Annotated in this window: 14 protein-coding genes, 1 other RNA gene and 1 pseudogene; 10 read left to right on the forward strand and 6 right to left on the reverse strand. The window is 38.2% G+C overall.

Annotation, left to right across the window (positions count from 1 at the left end):
* Positions 1 to 41: 41 nt before the first annotated feature.
* From gcvT to lpxD, 6 genes are all read left to right on the forward strand, one after another.
* A complete protein-coding gene (gene gcvT / locus EI546_RS04505) occupies positions 42 to 1,124 on the forward strand; it encodes a glycine cleavage system aminomethyltransferase GcvT (RefSeq protein WP_128249424.1) in 1,083 nt (360 codons plus the stop codon).
* Positions 1,124 to 2,038 (forward strand): glutaminase, encoded by a 915-nt coding sequence (locus EI546_RS04510; protein WP_128249425.1) that lies wholly within the window; start codon positions 1,124 to 1,126, stop codon positions 2,036 to 2,038. Before gcvT ends, EI546_RS04510 begins: the two co-directional genes overlap by 1 nt.
* 16 nt (positions 2,039 to 2,054) lie before the next feature.
* Positions 2,055 to 2,912: a sugar nucleotide-binding protein gene (locus tag EI546_RS04515; protein ID WP_128249426.1), complete on the forward strand. Its 858-nt coding sequence runs from the start codon at positions 2,055 to 2,057 to the stop codon at positions 2,910 to 2,912.
* Between the two features lie 50 nt (positions 2,913 to 2,962).
* Positions 2,963 to 3,244 carry a 4a-hydroxytetrahydrobiopterin dehydratase gene (locus EI546_RS04520; RefSeq protein WP_128249427.1) on the forward strand — a complete coding sequence of 94 codons (282 nt, stop codon included), beginning with the start codon at positions 2,963 to 2,965 and terminating at the stop codon, positions 3,242 to 3,244.
* Between the two features lie 166 nt (positions 3,245 to 3,410).
* A complete protein-coding gene (locus EI546_RS04525; protein ID WP_128249428.1) occupies positions 3,411 to 4,136 on the forward strand; it encodes a YebC/PmpR family DNA-binding transcriptional regulator in 726 nt (241 codons plus the stop codon).
* 249 nt (positions 4,137 to 4,385) lie between these two features.
* Entirely contained in the window at positions 4,386 to 5,378 is a 993-nt protein-coding gene (gene lpxD, locus EI546_RS04530) for a UDP-3-O-(3-hydroxymyristoyl)glucosamine N-acyltransferase (RefSeq protein ID WP_128249429.1), read from the forward strand.
* Between the two features lie 170 nt (positions 5,379 to 5,548).
* Here the strand turns inward: lpxD and EI546_RS04535 are convergent, their stop codons facing one another.
* The 5 genes and pseudogenes from EI546_RS04535 to EI546_RS04550 form a co-directional block, all read right to left on the reverse strand.
* Positions 5,549 to 5,986 carry a DUF937 domain-containing protein gene (locus tag EI546_RS04535; protein ID WP_128249430.1) on the reverse strand — a complete coding sequence of 146 codons (438 nt, stop codon included), beginning with the start codon at positions 5,984 to 5,986 and terminating at the stop codon, positions 5,549 to 5,551.
* Positions 5,987 to 6,171: 185 nt separating this feature from the next.
* On the reverse strand, positions 6,172 to 6,708 hold the full coding sequence (locus EI546_RS04540) for a 1-acyl-sn-glycerol-3-phosphate acyltransferase (protein WP_128249431.1): 537 nt from the start codon (positions 6,706 to 6,708) through the stop codon (positions 6,172 to 6,174).
* A 17-nt stretch (positions 6,709 to 6,725) separates the two neighbouring features.
* Positions 6,726 to 7,784, reverse strand: coding sequence for an iron-containing alcohol dehydrogenase family protein (locus EI546_RS16445; RefSeq protein ID WP_240673190.1), 1,059 nt, complete (start codon positions 7,782 to 7,784; stop codon positions 6,726 to 6,728).
* Between the two features lie 45 nt (positions 7,785 to 7,829).
* A pseudogene (gene kdsB / locus EI546_RS16450) lies at positions 7,830 to 8,540 on the reverse strand (3-deoxy-manno-octulosonate cytidylyltransferase); the annotation flags it as partial.
* Positions 8,541 to 8,714: 174 nt separating this feature from the next.
* Entirely contained in the window at positions 8,715 to 10,136 is a 1,422-nt protein-coding gene (locus tag EI546_RS04550; protein WP_128251534.1) for an ATP-dependent DNA helicase, read from the reverse strand.
* Positions 10,137 to 10,264: 128 nt separating this feature from the next.
* Here EI546_RS04550 and EI546_RS04555 point away from each other — a divergent pair, with 128 nt between their 5' ends.
* Genes EI546_RS04555 through EI546_RS04565 form a run of 3 tightly spaced genes read left to right on the forward strand, consistent with a single transcriptional unit; the run spans position 10,265 to position 12,277 of the window.
* A complete protein-coding gene (locus EI546_RS04555; protein WP_128249432.1) occupies positions 10,265 to 10,924 on the forward strand; it encodes a hypothetical protein in 660 nt (219 codons plus the stop codon).
* The gene (locus EI546_RS04560; protein WP_128249433.1) at positions 10,857 to 11,726 is read left to right on the forward strand and encodes a DUF3822 family protein; all 870 of its coding nucleotides are present in this window, start codon (positions 10,857 to 10,859) and stop codon (positions 11,724 to 11,726) included. The genes EI546_RS04555 and EI546_RS04560 overlap by 68 nt, the downstream gene beginning before the upstream one ends.
* Positions 11,726 to 12,277: an RsmD family RNA methyltransferase gene (locus tag EI546_RS04565; protein WP_128249434.1), complete on the forward strand. Its 552-nt coding sequence runs from the start codon at positions 11,726 to 11,728 to the stop codon at positions 12,275 to 12,277. Before EI546_RS04560 ends, EI546_RS04565 begins: the two co-directional genes overlap by 1 nt.
* A 145-nt stretch (positions 12,278 to 12,422) precedes the next feature.
* Here EI546_RS04565 and rnpB read toward each other — a convergent pair.
* Positions 12,423 to 12,766: RNase P RNA component class A (rnpB, locus tag EI546_RS04570), an RNA gene on the reverse strand.
* Positions 12,767 to 13,066: 300 nt separating this feature from the next.
* On the opposite strand from rnpB, the gene EI546_RS04575 reads away from it, so the two are divergent.
* Positions 13,067 to 14,968, forward strand: coding sequence for a DNA polymerase III subunit gamma/tau (locus tag EI546_RS04575; RefSeq protein ID WP_128249435.1), 1,902 nt, complete (start codon positions 13,067 to 13,069; stop codon positions 14,966 to 14,968).
* Positions 14,969 to 14,975: the final 7 nt, after the last annotated feature.

The following is a 14,975-nucleotide window of genomic DNA, read 5'->3' on the forward strand; positions in this document are numbered from 1 at the left end:
GTTTTTAATAACCAAAATATTCCCGATTTGGGAGATTTAATATGAAAAATACAGCTCTTACACATATTCACGAACAATTGGGTGCGAAGATGGTTCCTTTTGCAGGTTATAATATGCCAGTTTCCTATGAAGGGGTAAATGCAGAACACGAAACGGTACGCAAGGGTGTAGGTGTTTTTGACGTTTCGCATATGGGCGAATTTTTAGTGACCGGTCCAAAAGCGTTGGACTTAATCCAAAAAGTGACCAGTAATGATGCTTCCAAAATTGTAATAGGACAAGCTCAGTACACCTATCTTCCCAATGAAACTGGTGGAATTGTTGACGATTTAATTGTTTATAAAATTGAGGAAGAACAATATCTTTTGGTTGTGAACGCTTCCAATATTGACAAGGATTGGGAATGGATTTCAAAACACAATTTGATGGGCGCGGAGCTAAGAAACATTTCTGATGACTACTCTCTACTCGCCATTCAGGGTCCAAAAGCTATCGAGGCAATGCAACCACTTACTTCCGTGGATTTGTCTGCGCTTAAATTCTACCATTTTAAAGTAGCTGATTTTGCTGGAATTGAGCACGTGATTATCAGCGCTACAGGATACACGGGAAGTGGTGGTTTTGAGATTTACTGCAAAAATGACCAAGTAGAACAAGTTTGGAACAAGGTATTTGAAGCAGGAAAAGAATTCGGCATAAAACCAATTGGTCTTGCTGCCCGTGATACCTTGCGTTTGGAGATGGGGTTCTGCTTGTACGGAAACGATATTGATGAAACTACTTCACCTCTAGAAGCTGGACTGGGATGGATTACAAAATTCAGTAAAGATTTTGTCAATTCTGAAAATCTGAAAAAGGAAAAAGAAGAAGGAATAAAAAACAAATTGATAGGTTTTGAACTTAAAGATCGCGGCATTCCAAGACACGATTATGAAATAATGGATAAGTATGGAAACGTAATTGGAAGAGTTACCAGCGGTACCATGGCGCCATCACTAAACAAAGGAATTGGTATGGGCTATGTAACTGTTGAAAATAGCGCTCCAGATACCGAAATCTTTATAAGCATACGGAACAAACCCGTTGCAGCTACCATAGTGAAAACCCCATTTTATAAAGGATAATGGTGGAGTACCAAGATATTTTAAATGAAATCCACGACACCTTAAGCAAAGTCAAGAATACCGGCGAGGTAGCCAATTATATTCCTGAATTGGCAAAAGTGGACAAAAATCATCTTGGAATCCATTTGCAGTTGATAACCGGAGAAAACTTTGCTATGGGAGACTCTCAGGAAAAATTTTCCATTCAGAGTATTTCCAAAGTTCTTTCATTGGCAAAGGCGTTTCAATTGATTGGGACTTCTTTATGGGGTAGGGTTGACGTCGAGCCTTCGGGAAATCCATTTAACCATCTTTCCTTATTGGAGCTTGAAAACGGTATTCCACGTAATCCGCTAATCAATGCTGGTGCAATTGTCATTGCCGATGTTTTGCTTTCGAACCTGAAAAACCCAAAAGAGGACTTCTTAAATTTTGTGCGTGAACTTTCCCATGACGATAGCATCGAATATAATAATGCCATCGCCGAGTCGGAAAGGGTAACTGGCTTTAATAATTACGCAGCGGCAAACCTGTTGAAATCGTTCGGTAATCTTCATAATGAAGTAGAAGATGTTTTGGATTTCTATTTTCATCAATGCTCGATAATGATGAACTGCCAGCAACTTACAAACGCTTTTTTCGTTTTTGCAAATAAAGGAAAGTGTTTAAAAAACATCCGCCATTTATCGGCGAATAAAGTAAAACGAATAAATGCCATTATGCTTACCTGTGGTTTTTATGATGAAGCAGGAGAATTTGCATTTGAAGTTGGTTTGCCAGGAAAAAGTGGCGTTGGCGGCGGTATCGTGGCCCTTCTTCCCCACTGTTACACCATAGCCACTTGGGCGCCGGCATTGAATCCCCAAGGCAATTCTTATCTGGGGATGAAAGCGCTGGAACATTTTACCACCAAAACCGATTTGTCTATTTTTTAAGTGAAGAAGGAATTAGATGATTGAAAGACAAAGCAAACAGCGTATTCTGATTTTGGGAGGCAGCGGTTTTATCGGTCACGCCCTTTACAAAGAGCTTTTTCCTTATTTTGATGTTCACGGCACCTATTGCAAACAGGAAGGCACCTTTTCAGAAAATAAGGTTTTCCATCATCATTGCGTGGAAAAGGACTCAATGTTTCTTTTGCTGAACAAGTTGCGGCCCACGGTTATTATTTCGGCCATAAAGGGCGATTATGATCGCCAAATTGAAGCACATTGCCAAATTGTTGAATATGCATTGTTAAATCAAAAATGCAGGATTCTTTATATTTCTTCTTCAGAAGTATTTGATGCAAAATGGCGACACCCTTCTTATGAAACTGATGAACCGCTTTCAGAATCGACTTTGGGAAGATTTAAAATTTCTGTAGAAAAATTGTTGCTTGAAAATATTCCTTCGCAAACTACCATTATTCGATTGCCTATAGTTTTGGGAATTAATTCTCCTGCCATTTTCCATTTAAGACAATGTATCCGCCATAAAGCCACGTTTGAAGTATTTCCCAATTTGGTAATTACCGCAACTACCATAAATAAGGTTTGCCAGCAAATCCATTATATAATCAATCGTTCCGTGCTTGGTATTTATCATTTAACAAGCAATGATATGGTGCACCATGAAGACCTTTTTAGAGAAATAACTTCGAAAATTGGAGATAATATACCTATCTTTAAAAGCGTGTTCACAAGCAATGAAGTCAGCTATAGCGCGCTTCTTCCAAAGAAAAATAAAATGCCGAAAGGAAATCAAATAAGTATTTCGGAAGTAATTGAAGAGAGCAGCCTTAATGAGGAAATAGTTTCGATAAAATAGAAGCTGCAATAAAATTGAATTAGAGTTATAAACAATTAAAAAACATAATCATGAAAGCACTATCAAATAAAGAAATAGAAGACCGATTAAAAGATTTAGAAGGATGGGATTTCGAAATGGATGCAATCCATACAGTTTTTGAATTTGAAGATTTTAAAGAAGCTTTTTCTGCTATGACACGCATTGCTTTTGAAGCGGAAAAATTGAATCATCATCCAGAATGGACCAACGTTTACAATACCTTGGAGATTTTCCTCTCTACGCACGAAGCCGATGGTGTTACCGAAAAGGATTTTGAACTGGCAAAGATTATTGACGATTTGATTGGGTGATTTTCAGTGGTCAGGGATCAGTTATCAAATTTACAAAAGGAAATTTAAGTCAACCTCAAACCTGAAACTTGGAACAAAAAACCAGAAACGCCTTTTTAGAATTTTTTACCTTTGCCTACTTTTCAAGAATAAACGATTAACAATAGATAATTAAGAATAATAATATATGGGAAGAGCTTTTGAATTTAGGAAAGCAAGAAAAATGAAGCGGTGGTCCGCTATGTCCAAAGCCTTTACAAGAATTGGAAAGGACATTGTGATGGCAGTTAAAGAAGGTGGTCCAGATCCGGATGCCAATTCGAGATTGAGGGCCATAATCCAGAATGCCAAGTCGGTGAATATGCCGAAAGAAAATGTTGAAAGGGCGATAAAACGGGCCAGCGACAAGAGTCTCGGAGATTATAAAGAAGTTCTTTTTGAAGGTTACGCCCCTCACGGGATTGCCATTTTGATAGAAACCGCTACGGATAATAATACGCGAACAGTGGCCAACATCCGAATGCATTTCAACAAATGTGACGGAAACTTAGGAACCTCTGGATCAGTATCTTTTATGTTTGACCATACTTGCAATTTCAGAATTAGCCCAGAAGGTTTGGATATAGAAGAGCTTGAGCTGGAATTGATTGACCACGGATTGGATGAGATATTTGAGGACGAGGACGGGATTATAATATATGCCCCCTTTGAAAGCTTTGGCGATATTCAGTCATTTTTAGAAGAAAAAAATATTGAAATCCTTTCTTCAGGTTTTGACCGAATCCCTCAAGTTACCAAAAAGCTAAGTCCCGAAGAGACTGCGGATGTTGAAAAACTCCTCGAAAGAATAGAGGAAGATGATGACGTACAGAATGTGTACCACACAATGGAAGAATCTTCGGAGGAAGAATAAAAACTCTTGTATAAAATAAATATAGCCGTTTCAAATTAACATTTTGAGGCGGCTTTTTTTATATGATAAGTGCGGGATTATAAAGAATTCAGGTTTAATATCAACACGATCCATTTCTTTAAAATTCTTCATACATCATACAATTTTTGGCGCCCGAAAATTAAATAATTACATTTATTTTGAAACTCCATTCATTCTCAATTTTTTGATTTAGTTTTATTCGCTTCTAACTAACATCAAAAAGCATTTATGGGATATTCAATCAAGGAAATCAACACTCTTCTTAAAGGAGAATTAATAGGTAATACCACTGTCCAAATTGAAGGGCCCGAGGAAATAAAAAAGGCCCAAAACAACCATATTACTTTTATTGGAAGTAAAAAATATGAAAAGTTCTGGGGAGACTCTAAAGCTTCCGCGGCATTCGTAAGCGAAAATTCCACTATTGATCCTGGGGAAAACCGAGCTTTTATAAAGGTTAAAAACGTGGATTTGGCGATGGCCGAATTGTTGGAACTTTTCAATCCTTCTCAGCCCATTTTTGATACCGAAATCCATCCATCGGCGGTTATTCATGAAACTGCTAAAATTGGCAAAGGATGTAAAATCGGTGCCAATTGTTATATTGGCAAGGACGTGGAATTAGGAAGTGAGGTAATACTCTATCCAAATGTTTGTGTTTTTGATGAAACCGTTATTGGAAATAATACCGTTATCTGGTCTGGAACAGTTGTACGCGAAAGATGTGTTATAGGTAGCCATTGCATTTTTCATATCAATGTAAGTATTGGTGCGGATGGATTTGGATATCGTCCTAGTGCCGATGGCAGAGGTCTCGTTAAAATCCCACAGATAGGAAATGTTATTATCGGCAATTACGTCGAGATAGGCGCCAATTCGTGCGTGGATCGAGCCAAATTTAGTTCAACTATAATCGGTGACGGCTGTAAAATTGACAATTTGGTGCAAATAGCCCACAACTGTGTGATGGGCAGATCGTGCATTATGGCTGGTCATAGTGGATTGGCAGGATCCGTCACTTTAGGTGATGGAGTAATAATCGGTGGCAGCGCTTCAATTAAGGACCACGTTACTATTCATTCCGGAGCTACTGTAGGTGCGGGCTCTGGCGTAATGAATGATGTTGAAGCGGGAAAAACTGTTTTGGGATACCCAGCTCAGGACGCAAGAGATATGCTAAAGGAATGGGTAGCCGTAAGACGGTTTCTGAAAAATCAATAAATGGTTAAAAAACCAAGAGAGTAATAGATTGAGAGTCTTAGGACTAGATGTCTTTTTATAGAACATTAGGAAATTGATTTTTAATAAAATCTGGAGTGCGCTCGACCGGAAAATTTACAATTTTACAAAACGAGTTATTTTTAATCCTTTTAATGAAACTGGAAATTCTACTATTTTAGGAAGCCACCTAAAATACCACCTAGTCCTCCCCTATTTCCACCACCTAAAAGGTCACTAAGGAAAGACGAATCATCTTTAGTATTTGAACTGTTTTTCTTAGATATTATATTCATCAAAACAGGAAGTGCAATCGCCACAATTTTTTGCGCTTGTGCAGGAGAAATTCCCAATTTGCCAATTAGCTCCGTGACGAGATTCGAACTCAGGTTGGACTGAATATTATTGGCCTCCGAATTATTCGGATCGTCAGAAAAAAGATTCATCAATCCTGAAAAATTACCTCCCATCATTTCCCTTGACGCTTCCTTCTTAAAAACATCGCCAAAAACTGAAAACACATCGTCCAGATTATCGGACGAAACCTCGGTTTTAGTTGTTAATTGTCCTCCTACTTCCGACTTTAATTTTCCAATCAGTTCTTCAATCATGATTTTTTTACCTTAGATTAATAATTTTGGTACTGCAATGTAGGGAGATTATGATCTTTGCCAATGCATTTATAATTATTAATATGGCTTTTAACAGTCGAAGAAAATCAATTTATATTGGAAGAAATATAATAATACAAGTTCATCCTCATTTTTTTTTTAAAAAATATCGATGAATAATTTCCTCAAGAAAATTCCTTTTTCTTGCCAATGACACCTTTATAATATTGACGAAGTCTTTCGGAATCGCTTTCGATATTCCCAGTGGGATAGAAAGGTTGGTGGATAATTACAGATTTAGTTGTATAATCGAAAGCAACAGGAATGATGGGAACATTGGCCGCACGCGCAATATAATAATAGCCGGTTTTCCATTCCAAAACCTTCTTCCGGGTCCCTTCAGGCGCCAAGGCGAGACGAAATTCTTCCTTGTCACTAAAAATTTCGGCAATGGCTTCCACTTTATTCTGTCCAGATGTACGGTCTAATGGAACGCCGCCCATCCATCTAAAATAAGCACCAAATGGCCATCGAAACAATTCAGACTTCCCTATAAAATTTATTTGAATATTTAAAATGCGTCGCGTAAAAACACCAATATAGAAATCATGCCAACTTGTATGCGGCACCACGATTATGACGGCTTTTTTAATAGCTGGATCGAAGTTGCCCTGGATTCGCCAACCCATTACATTAAAAAATAAAAATTTGGCGAAGCCCATTTTTGAGAAATTACAAATTACATCTTTCGATAAAGATTTCTCAGCTTTTCGCGGGTAATAGTCTTTTCCCACTCATCGCCAAGTGCATTTTCCCAAAGAGGAATCATTCCCATTGCAACATCAATCATTACATCCATTTGCTCTTCAGTAAGGTCTTTACATACTCCCTGAGGAATCTGGACATTGTGCTTCTTGACCATTTCTTTAAAAAGAGCCACATCTTTTGAATAGAACTCGTCCAAAAATTGGAATGCAATGCAATTTCCTACTCCGTGTTTTGTTCCTAAAACATAACCAAGACCATAGCTCATAGCGTGTGCAACTCCTACTTGAGAGTAAGCAATACTCATACCTCCATGCCAAGAGGCCATCATTAATTTCGCACGGGATTCTGCTTCCGAAAGAGAATCGCTAAGAAAAATCTCCAAACACAGATCGTAAGCTTTTTCACCATAACTCTGGCTGAAAGCATTTAGAAAAGTACCATTTAACGATTCTACGCAATGGATAAAACAATCCATACCTGTAAAGAACCATTGGTTTTTTGAAACCCCTTGCGTGAGTTCTGGATCGAGAATAACCTGATCAAATGGGGTGAAGTCACTATTTATTCCAAGTTTCCTCACAGGTCCGGTAAGTACAGTAGTTCGAGAAACTTCTGCACCAGTTCCAGATATCGTTGGAATTCCTACGTGATAGATCGCTTTTTGTTTTACCAAATCCCAACCTTGGTAATCGGCAGAACTTCCTGGATTTGCCAGCATAATTGAAACAGCTTTCGCAAGATCCATCACCGTTCCACCGCCTATCCCTATAATACCCGAGGGTAGATTGGTGAATTCTGCTTTAATATCCTGTACCAAACTATCCACCTGAGAAGTTTTGGGTTCTTCCTCTGTAGATATAAAAAGCATTTTATCATTAAAACGAAGCGTAATACGATCCAAAAACTCCTGATTATCTTGGAAAACATCATCAACCAAGAAGATAAAGGGTGCCATTTGTTGGCGTTTTGGATTTAAAATATCTGCAAGCTGATCAAAGCTGCCTTCTCCAAAAATAACCTTTGGAACCATGGGAAAATTTCTAAACTTGTTATTTATGCCATTGGGTTTGCTTTCTTTTAGCAGTTTGTTTGCTCTGGCCAAATCTTCAGGAGTGTCTATTTCAACGCCTACAGAATTGAACACAACCATCTTAATATTTTTTCCATATTCCAAATAACGGATGCATTCTATCTTTTCCACAGCTTCTAAGGAACGCATGGGCAGTCGGTAAAAATCCATAATTGCCTCTTTCCTAAAAGCGTAAATACCTTTATGCTTATAATATTGGATATCTACATTTTTATCCCGCGGATAAGGAATTGGCGAACGTGAGAAATAGAGTGCAAAATCATTTTGATCCACGATAACTTTTACAGTGTTTGGATCGTTTATTTCCTTCCAATCGTGGATTTCGGTCATTAAGGAGGCGAGATCAATCTTATCTGCATCCGGCCCATTAAACACAGAGAGCACTTTTTCTAAGGATTCACGACTCGTAAAAGGTTCATCTCCTTGCACGTTCACAACAATATCCACATCCATATTTTCAACAGCTTCCGCAATACGGTCGCTTCCACAGTCATGTTCCTTTTGGCTCATTAATGCCATTCCGCCGTTGTTGGATATTTCGTCAAAAATAATCTCACTATCGGTTACAACATACACTTCATCAAATAGAGCGGTGGCTTTGGCAGCTTCATAGGTTCTTACGATTACAGGTTTTCCACCTAAGTCCTGCATCAATTTGCCCGGAAATCTAGAAGCGCCATAACGAGCGGGGATCATTGCTATAATTTTCACAATAACTTTTTTTTAAAATATTTTCAAAAATAAGAAGATTAAGTTCTTGAAAGCCTTTTTTTGAAAAGCATTTTGCAAAACAAATAATGGGATTTGTTCTTCTTTAAATCGACAGAAATAAATGGTTTGGAACAGTTGGTGTCTTTCTTAATTTACAGTTTAGTCCCCAAAAAAATCATCTTTAAACCCTATCAAATACAATTTCTCCTGAGCCCTGGTTATAGCAGTGTACAACCATCGTAGATACTCTTTATCTACTCCATTGGGAAGGTACGGCTGCTCAACAAACACGGTATTCCACTGTCCCCCTTGCGATTTGTGACAAGTAATGGCATAGCTAAACTTTACCTGTAAGGCATTAAAATATTTGTTGTTCTTTACCGCTAAAAATTTCTTGTACTTGGATTTTTCTCCGGCATAATCCTTCATCACCTCTTGATAAAGACTATTGGATTCTTCATAAGTAAGAGATGGACTTTCTGAGGTCAAGGTATCCAAAAGCAGCACGGTTTCTAAAGGCTCCATATTTGGATAGTCCACCATCCGAACTTTTACTTCTGCAAAGCGAAACCCGTATAATTCTTTAAAAGCGAATATTTCCAACACTTCTACAATATCTCCGTTGGCAATAAAGCCAGCTTCACTTGTGTTGTCCACCCAAAAATAATTGTTCTTCACTACCATTAAATAATCTCCAGAGGAAAGTTCGGCTTCTTGGAAAAGGATTCGTTCCCGGATACTTTGGTTGTAAAGATTTGCCCGCTTGTTGGACCTGACGATTATAACCGTCCCCTCGTTTCCCAATTCGGAATAGCTATCGCTTATGGCATCCATTATTTCCTGTCCATCTACAGGACGGATAATGTCAGGAAACGACCGTGCTGTAAATTTAAAAGTATCAAAAAAACCGTCCTCAAGATGTTCCCTTATTCGGGTTGCATTTTCCAAAATACCACTGTCTTGCTGTTGTCGAACTACTTCGCTCAATTCAATATGGGTGACCTCCCTTTGGTATTGCGATTCCAGTATCTTCATATCAAGAGCAGGGCTTACGGAAAGATGGACGGGTGGTAATTGAGCGGTATCCCCAATTAATAATAGTTTGCAGTTATGGCCACTGTACACATATTGCATCAAATCGTCCAACAACGACCCATTTTCAAATAGTCTGGAATCTTGGTTAATATCCGGTATCATGGAAGCTTCATCCACAATAAATATAGTGTCGCGATGTTTGTTGGTTTGAAGTGTAAACGAAACAGAACCTTTGGCGCTTTTTGGAAAATATATCTTCTTATGAATCGTGAAAGCCTGTCTTTTTGAATAATTGCCAATCACCTTTGCCGCACGTCCAGTGGGTGCCAGCAGCACAGATCTCATTTTTCCTTTGGAAAGGTTTTTAACGAGAGAGCTAACAATTGTAGTCTTTCCCGTTCCAGCATATCCTTTTAATAAAAAAGTTTCATTTTTGTTCTTGCCCAATACAAATTTGGCTAAAAGCTGAAGGGCGATATCTTGTTTAGAAGTGGTTTGGTGGGGAAAATCATTTTTTAAAAAATTGTAAAATTCGGTAACGTTCATCATTTTCAACTGTCAATAAGCGGTTTAAAGATAGACATCATTTTTTCGGAATAAACTTTTGCGAACAAAAAAAAATTGTAGATTTGCGATACACCTTTTGGGAAATCAATATTTAAACAAAATAAGCAATGAAATTAGTAATTCAGATTGTTCTTTGGATTGTTATAATCTTTTTGGGTTGGAAACTTTGGACCTCAATTATGGGACCAGTAGAATTCAATAAGGTAAAAGAAGCACGCTATGCAAAAGTAATCAAAAACTTGAAGGACATCCAAGCATCAGAATTGGCTCATAAAGAAATTACCGGAACTTTTACCGGTAATTGGGACAGCTTAGTGCATTTTATTGAAACGGCACAATATGCCATAACCCAACGACGTGATTCCAGCTACGCCGACGTTGCAAAAAACAAAGCATTCGGAATTAGTGAAGGATATTATATCGATGTATCCTTAATTGATACCTTAGGATTTACGCCTGTTAAGGATTCTCTTTTTGGTAACTCAGATCGATATAAAACAATGATGAACGTTCCTATAGAAGGCGTGAACGCTAAATTCGATCTCAAAGCTGGGAAAATAACCAAGAATGATGCAACCTACGCAGTTTTTGAAGCTAAGGTACCGAAAGATGTTGTATTGCACGACTTGAATAAGGATTTGGTAATCCAGGAAAAACAAGTTCAATCCGTGGATGGAGTTAATGGAGCCTTTATAAAAGTTGGTTCTATGGACGAAGTGGATACCTCAGGAAACTGGCCTAAAATTTACGACACTGTCAACAAATAAAGACATAGCGCAATTAAATACAATCAGACTGTCCGTTCAGGTTTCCCTGAACGGGCTTTCTTTTTTGGCAATAAATGTACAAGAAGGAAAAACACTGTTTTTTGAGGAAAAGAAACTATCCTACAGCACCACTCCTGAGGAACTATTGATGGAAATTGAAAATCTTATTTTTGAAAATAAGGTTCTCCAGCAGGATTTTTCTGAAGTATCTGTTATTTATTCCACCGCAATCTATGGACTCGTTCCTACTGCCCTATTCGACGAATCCCGAGCGAGTGAATATTTAAAGTTTAATTCAAAAATCCTGGCCAATGATTATATTGCCCATGATATATTAGAAAATCAAGGAATTGTCGTGGTTTATGTTCCATATATGAACATCAACAATTTTTTCTTTGAGAAATATGGCTCCTTCAATTATTACCATTCGGTAGGTGTTTTGTTGAAGACCCTATTAGAAAAAGAAAACTATTCGCTTCCCAAAATGTACCTCCATTTCCAACAAAATAGTTTTGATTGTATCGTACTAAAAAATGGAGAACTCCAACTTTGCAATACTTATGCTTATAAAACTGCAGAGGATTTCATCTACTATACTCTATTCTGCATGGAACAATTAAAGCTCAATCCAGAAACCATTCCTGTTTTACTATGTGGTGAAATAGAAGCGGATGATGATATTTATAAAATGGCATATACCTACATCAGAAATATCGATTTTGTACCCAAGGAAATGAATAGTTTAGAGATTGACAATACAGAAGCAGCCCATCGACATTTTACACTAAAAAATCTGGGATAATGAGAATAATCTCTGGCTCACACAAAGGTCGACGACTTACTGCACCTAAAAATCTACCGGTTCGTCCCACTACCGATTTTGCAAAGGAAGCGCTATTCAATATTCTGAGAACCCGACTTTATTTTGATGAGATCACCGTTTTGGAATTATTTGCAGGCACAGGAAACATAAGCTTCGAATTTGCCTCGCGCGGAGTTCCTAAAATAACTTCTGTGGATTCCAATACTGGATGTATCCAATATATAAATAAAATATCTGAAGAATTCTCCTTTCCCATTACCGGTATAAAATCGGATGCGGAAAGTTATTTAGAAAGAAATTCAGAAAAATTTGATATCATTTTCGCCGATCCTCCTTACGAGTTTGATGTACCCCATTTTGAGAATATCGTCAATTTAGTCTTTCAAAAGGAATTATTGGAAAATGAAGGAATGCTGATTATAGAACATTCAAAGGAGAATGATCTTTCCGCTCTTCCACATTTTTCCGAAGCCAGAAAATATGGAGGAAGTGTTTTCAGTTTCTTTATGACTGAAGAAAAAGTAAATTAGAAAGATGTATAATAATCCACCCCTGAAGCTGTGGAAACTATAGGTTTTATCAGTATTCCTTTATTCCTGATAAATCTATCAACGTGTTAGCTTTAAAGGAGTATCGGGAAAATCAGGAAAAGAGATTCCCGCCTGCGCGGGAATAAAAAAATGCAGGCCTATAAGCCGGGTTCTGTCCCCGAAGCTAGTTCGGGGCCTTATCATTTATCTAGACGTTCCGTTACCGAAACGCTCAATCTGCCTACCCTCCTGCATCGGGCGGGAACCCTTTCCCGATAGCTATCGGGACACAGGTTTACGTGGCATTTCACCGCATAGAGTTTACCTGATTTCACTACAGCATTACCTGTACATCCTTTCTGTTGCACTTGTCCTCCCCTCCCGAGCCGAGGCTATGGAGGGTGACGGCCGTTAGCCGCTATGCATCCCTATGGTGTCCGGACTTTCCTCTCCCGAATTAAATTCGGGAACGATAAGGCGGCCTGCGCTGCAAATGTAGCCTAATGTTAATAAATAAGGGAAAATACAAACCTCTAATTTTTTAAAACACATCGTTCATATCTATATTTGTCTTTTTGAAGATAGTTGGAAAGTTGAGAAGGTGGGAAGTTGAGGAGTTGAGGAGTTGAGGAGTTGAGGAGTTGGAGAGTTGAAGAGTTTAAGAGTTTAAGAGTTTAAAAGAAATTAAAAACTTCGATGAATTTTATAGTGAACGCTCCCAAACTATTTACTGATTACTGATTTACTGGCCAATGAACACTGAACACTGACTACTGACTACTGAAAAATATGGAACAATTCATTGTATCAGCCCGAAAATATCGTCCTGCCGTATTTAAAGATGTCGTGGGGCAACAGGCTATTACCAACACTTTAGAAAATGCCATAAAAAACAATCATCTTGCCCAGGCCTTGCTTTTTACGGGACCGCGTGGAGTTGGGAAAACCACCTGTGCCAGAATTCTGGCAAAGGAAATAAATCAGGATGGCACCCAAAAGGAAGATGAGGACTTCGCATTCAACATTTTTGAACTTGATGCTGCATCCAATAATTCAGTAGATGATATTCGGAATTTAATTGATCAAGTGCGCATACCTCCTCAGGTTGGTAAATACAAGGTATATATTATAGATGAGGTGCACATGCTCTCAGCTGCTGCTTTCAATGCATTTTTGAAAACCTTGGAGGAACCGCCGAGACACGCCATTTTTATTTTGGCAACTACCGAAAAACATAAGATAATCCCGACCATACTTTCACGCTGCCAGATTTTCGACTTTAGGAGAATTGGGGTTCGCGACATTAAAGAACACCTCGCAGAAGTTGCAAGATCGGAAGGAATTGAAGCAGAAGACGATGCCTTACATATAATTGCAGAAAAGGCTGATGGAGCTTTACGAGATGCACTTTCTATTTTTGACCGTGTCGTTAGTTTTGCCGGTAAACATCTTACTCGCGAAGCGGTAACTGAAAATCTCAATGTTCTGGATTATACTTGGTATTTCCAGATAACGGATTTACTATTGGAAAACAATATTCCACAGGTATTGATAACTTATAACGAAATTTTGTCAAAAGGATTTGATGGACACCATTTTGTAATGGGCCTAGCCTCCCATTTCCGAGATCTTTTGGTGGCTAGAAACCAGGAAACCATCGAGCTTCTTGAAGTTGGAGAACAGGTAAAAGCTATGTACCTGGAACAATCCCAGAAAACAAGTCAGCAGTTTTTGATAGATGGGATTGGGATTGCCAATAGTTGCGATTTAAAATACAAATTAAGTCAAAACCAACGCTTGTTGGTTGAATTATGCCTGATGCAATTAGCTTCCTTGACTAATCAGGGCGAAAAAAAAAAGCTTGATTCCCGCTTAGTTGTAAATATTGCAGATAACCAAAACCCTTTTGTTCTTCCTCCCTCTCATTTTAGATCTCCACAATCGGCTCCTAGAAATGAGATCAACAAAGGTCAACAAGTCACATCGGCAGGTAGCATGGTTCCCAAACCTATAAAAGAGGAAAAGATTGAACCAGAAACCAATCGTGTAAGCGAACCAGAAGATAAAAGTTCCTCAAAAAACATTACGATAGAGAATAAGATTCCTAGCGAGATTTCAACCCCTAATAATCCTGAGGAATCTAGGGAATCTCCTTCCTCAAAAAACAATAATTCTGAACCTCCAAATCAGAAAGTTATTGAGCGTCCGCAAATATTAGCGGAACGGAATGCCCGTAAAATCTCAGCACTTTCTTTAAAGAGCATTAAGAAGAAACAACAACTAAAAGAAGAATTCATAGCAAGCCAACCGGAAATAGAAGATTTTCCAACGGAGGAATTTTCTGAAGAGGAAATGAAAACAGCTTGGCACTCATACGCAGAAGTAGTTCAAAAGGAAGGAAAATTTAACTTACTATCCCATCTTACAATGGGAGTTCCGAAGCTCGAGGGTTCTATAATTCATCTGGAATTTCCAAATCATACTATTAAAACGGAAGTGGAACGTGCTAAATTTGAACTACTTGAATTTTTACGTGAAAAACTTCAGAACTATGATATTGATCTGGATATAACTGTTAATGAAACGGAAGAAAAGAAATACGCCTATTCGCCAAGGGAAAAATTCGAGAAATTGAAAGAAAAGAATCCATTAATCGAAAAGTTGCGACAGGAATTCGATTTGGACATATAGATAAGAA

Source organism: Aequorivita sp. H23M31 (assembly GCF_004022485.1).
Taxonomy (GTDB): Bacteria; Bacteroidota; Bacteroidia; order Flavobacteriales; family Flavobacteriaceae; genus Aequorivita; species Aequorivita ciconiae.

Excerpts from the sequence above, each read along its gene's own strand:
- EI546_RS04520 (WP_128249427.1), top strand. The coding sequence starts at position 2,963 with ATGAAAGCACTATCAAATAAAGAAATAGAAGACCGATTAAAAGATTTA.
- EI546_RS04565 (WP_128249434.1), top strand. The coding sequence starts at position 11,726 with ATGAGAATAATCTCTGGCTCACACAAAGGTCGACGACTTACTGCACCT.
- EI546_RS04510 (WP_128249425.1), top strand. The coding sequence starts at position 1,124 with ATGGTGGAGTACCAAGATATTTTAAATGAAATCCACGACACCTTAAGC.
- EI546_RS04525 (WP_128249428.1), top strand. The coding sequence starts at position 3,411 with ATGGGAAGAGCTTTTGAATTTAGGAAAGCAAGAAAAATGAAGCGGTGG.
- EI546_RS16445 (WP_240673190.1), bottom strand. The coding sequence starts at position 7,784 with ATGGTTCCAAAGGTTATTTTTGGAGAAGGCAGCTTTGATCAGCTTGCA.
- EI546_RS04575 (WP_128249435.1), top strand. The coding sequence starts at position 13,067 with ATGGAACAATTCATTGTATCAGCCCGAAAATATCGTCCTGCCGTATTT.
- EI546_RS04515 (WP_128249426.1), top strand. The coding sequence starts at position 2,055 with ATGATTGAAAGACAAAGCAAACAGCGTATTCTGATTTTGGGAGGCAGC.
- EI546_RS04550 (WP_128251534.1), bottom strand. The coding sequence starts at position 10,136 with ATGAACGTTACCGAATTTTACAATTTTTTAAAAAATGATTTTCCCCAC.
- EI546_RS04555 (WP_128249432.1), top strand. The coding sequence starts at position 10,265 with ATGAAATTAGTAATTCAGATTGTTCTTTGGATTGTTATAATCTTTTTG.
- lpxD (WP_128249429.1), top strand. The coding sequence starts at position 4,386 with ATGGGATATTCAATCAAGGAAATCAACACTCTTCTTAAAGGAGAATTA.
- EI546_RS04535 (WP_128249430.1), bottom strand. The coding sequence starts at position 5,986 with ATGATTGAAGAACTGATTGGAAAATTAAAGTCGGAAGTAGGAGGACAA.
- gcvT (WP_128249424.1), top strand. The coding sequence starts at position 42 with ATGAAAAATACAGCTCTTACACATATTCACGAACAATTGGGTGCGAAG.
- EI546_RS04540 (WP_128249431.1), bottom strand. The coding sequence starts at position 6,708 with ATGGGCTTCGCCAAATTTTTATTTTTTAATGTAATGGGTTGGCGAATC.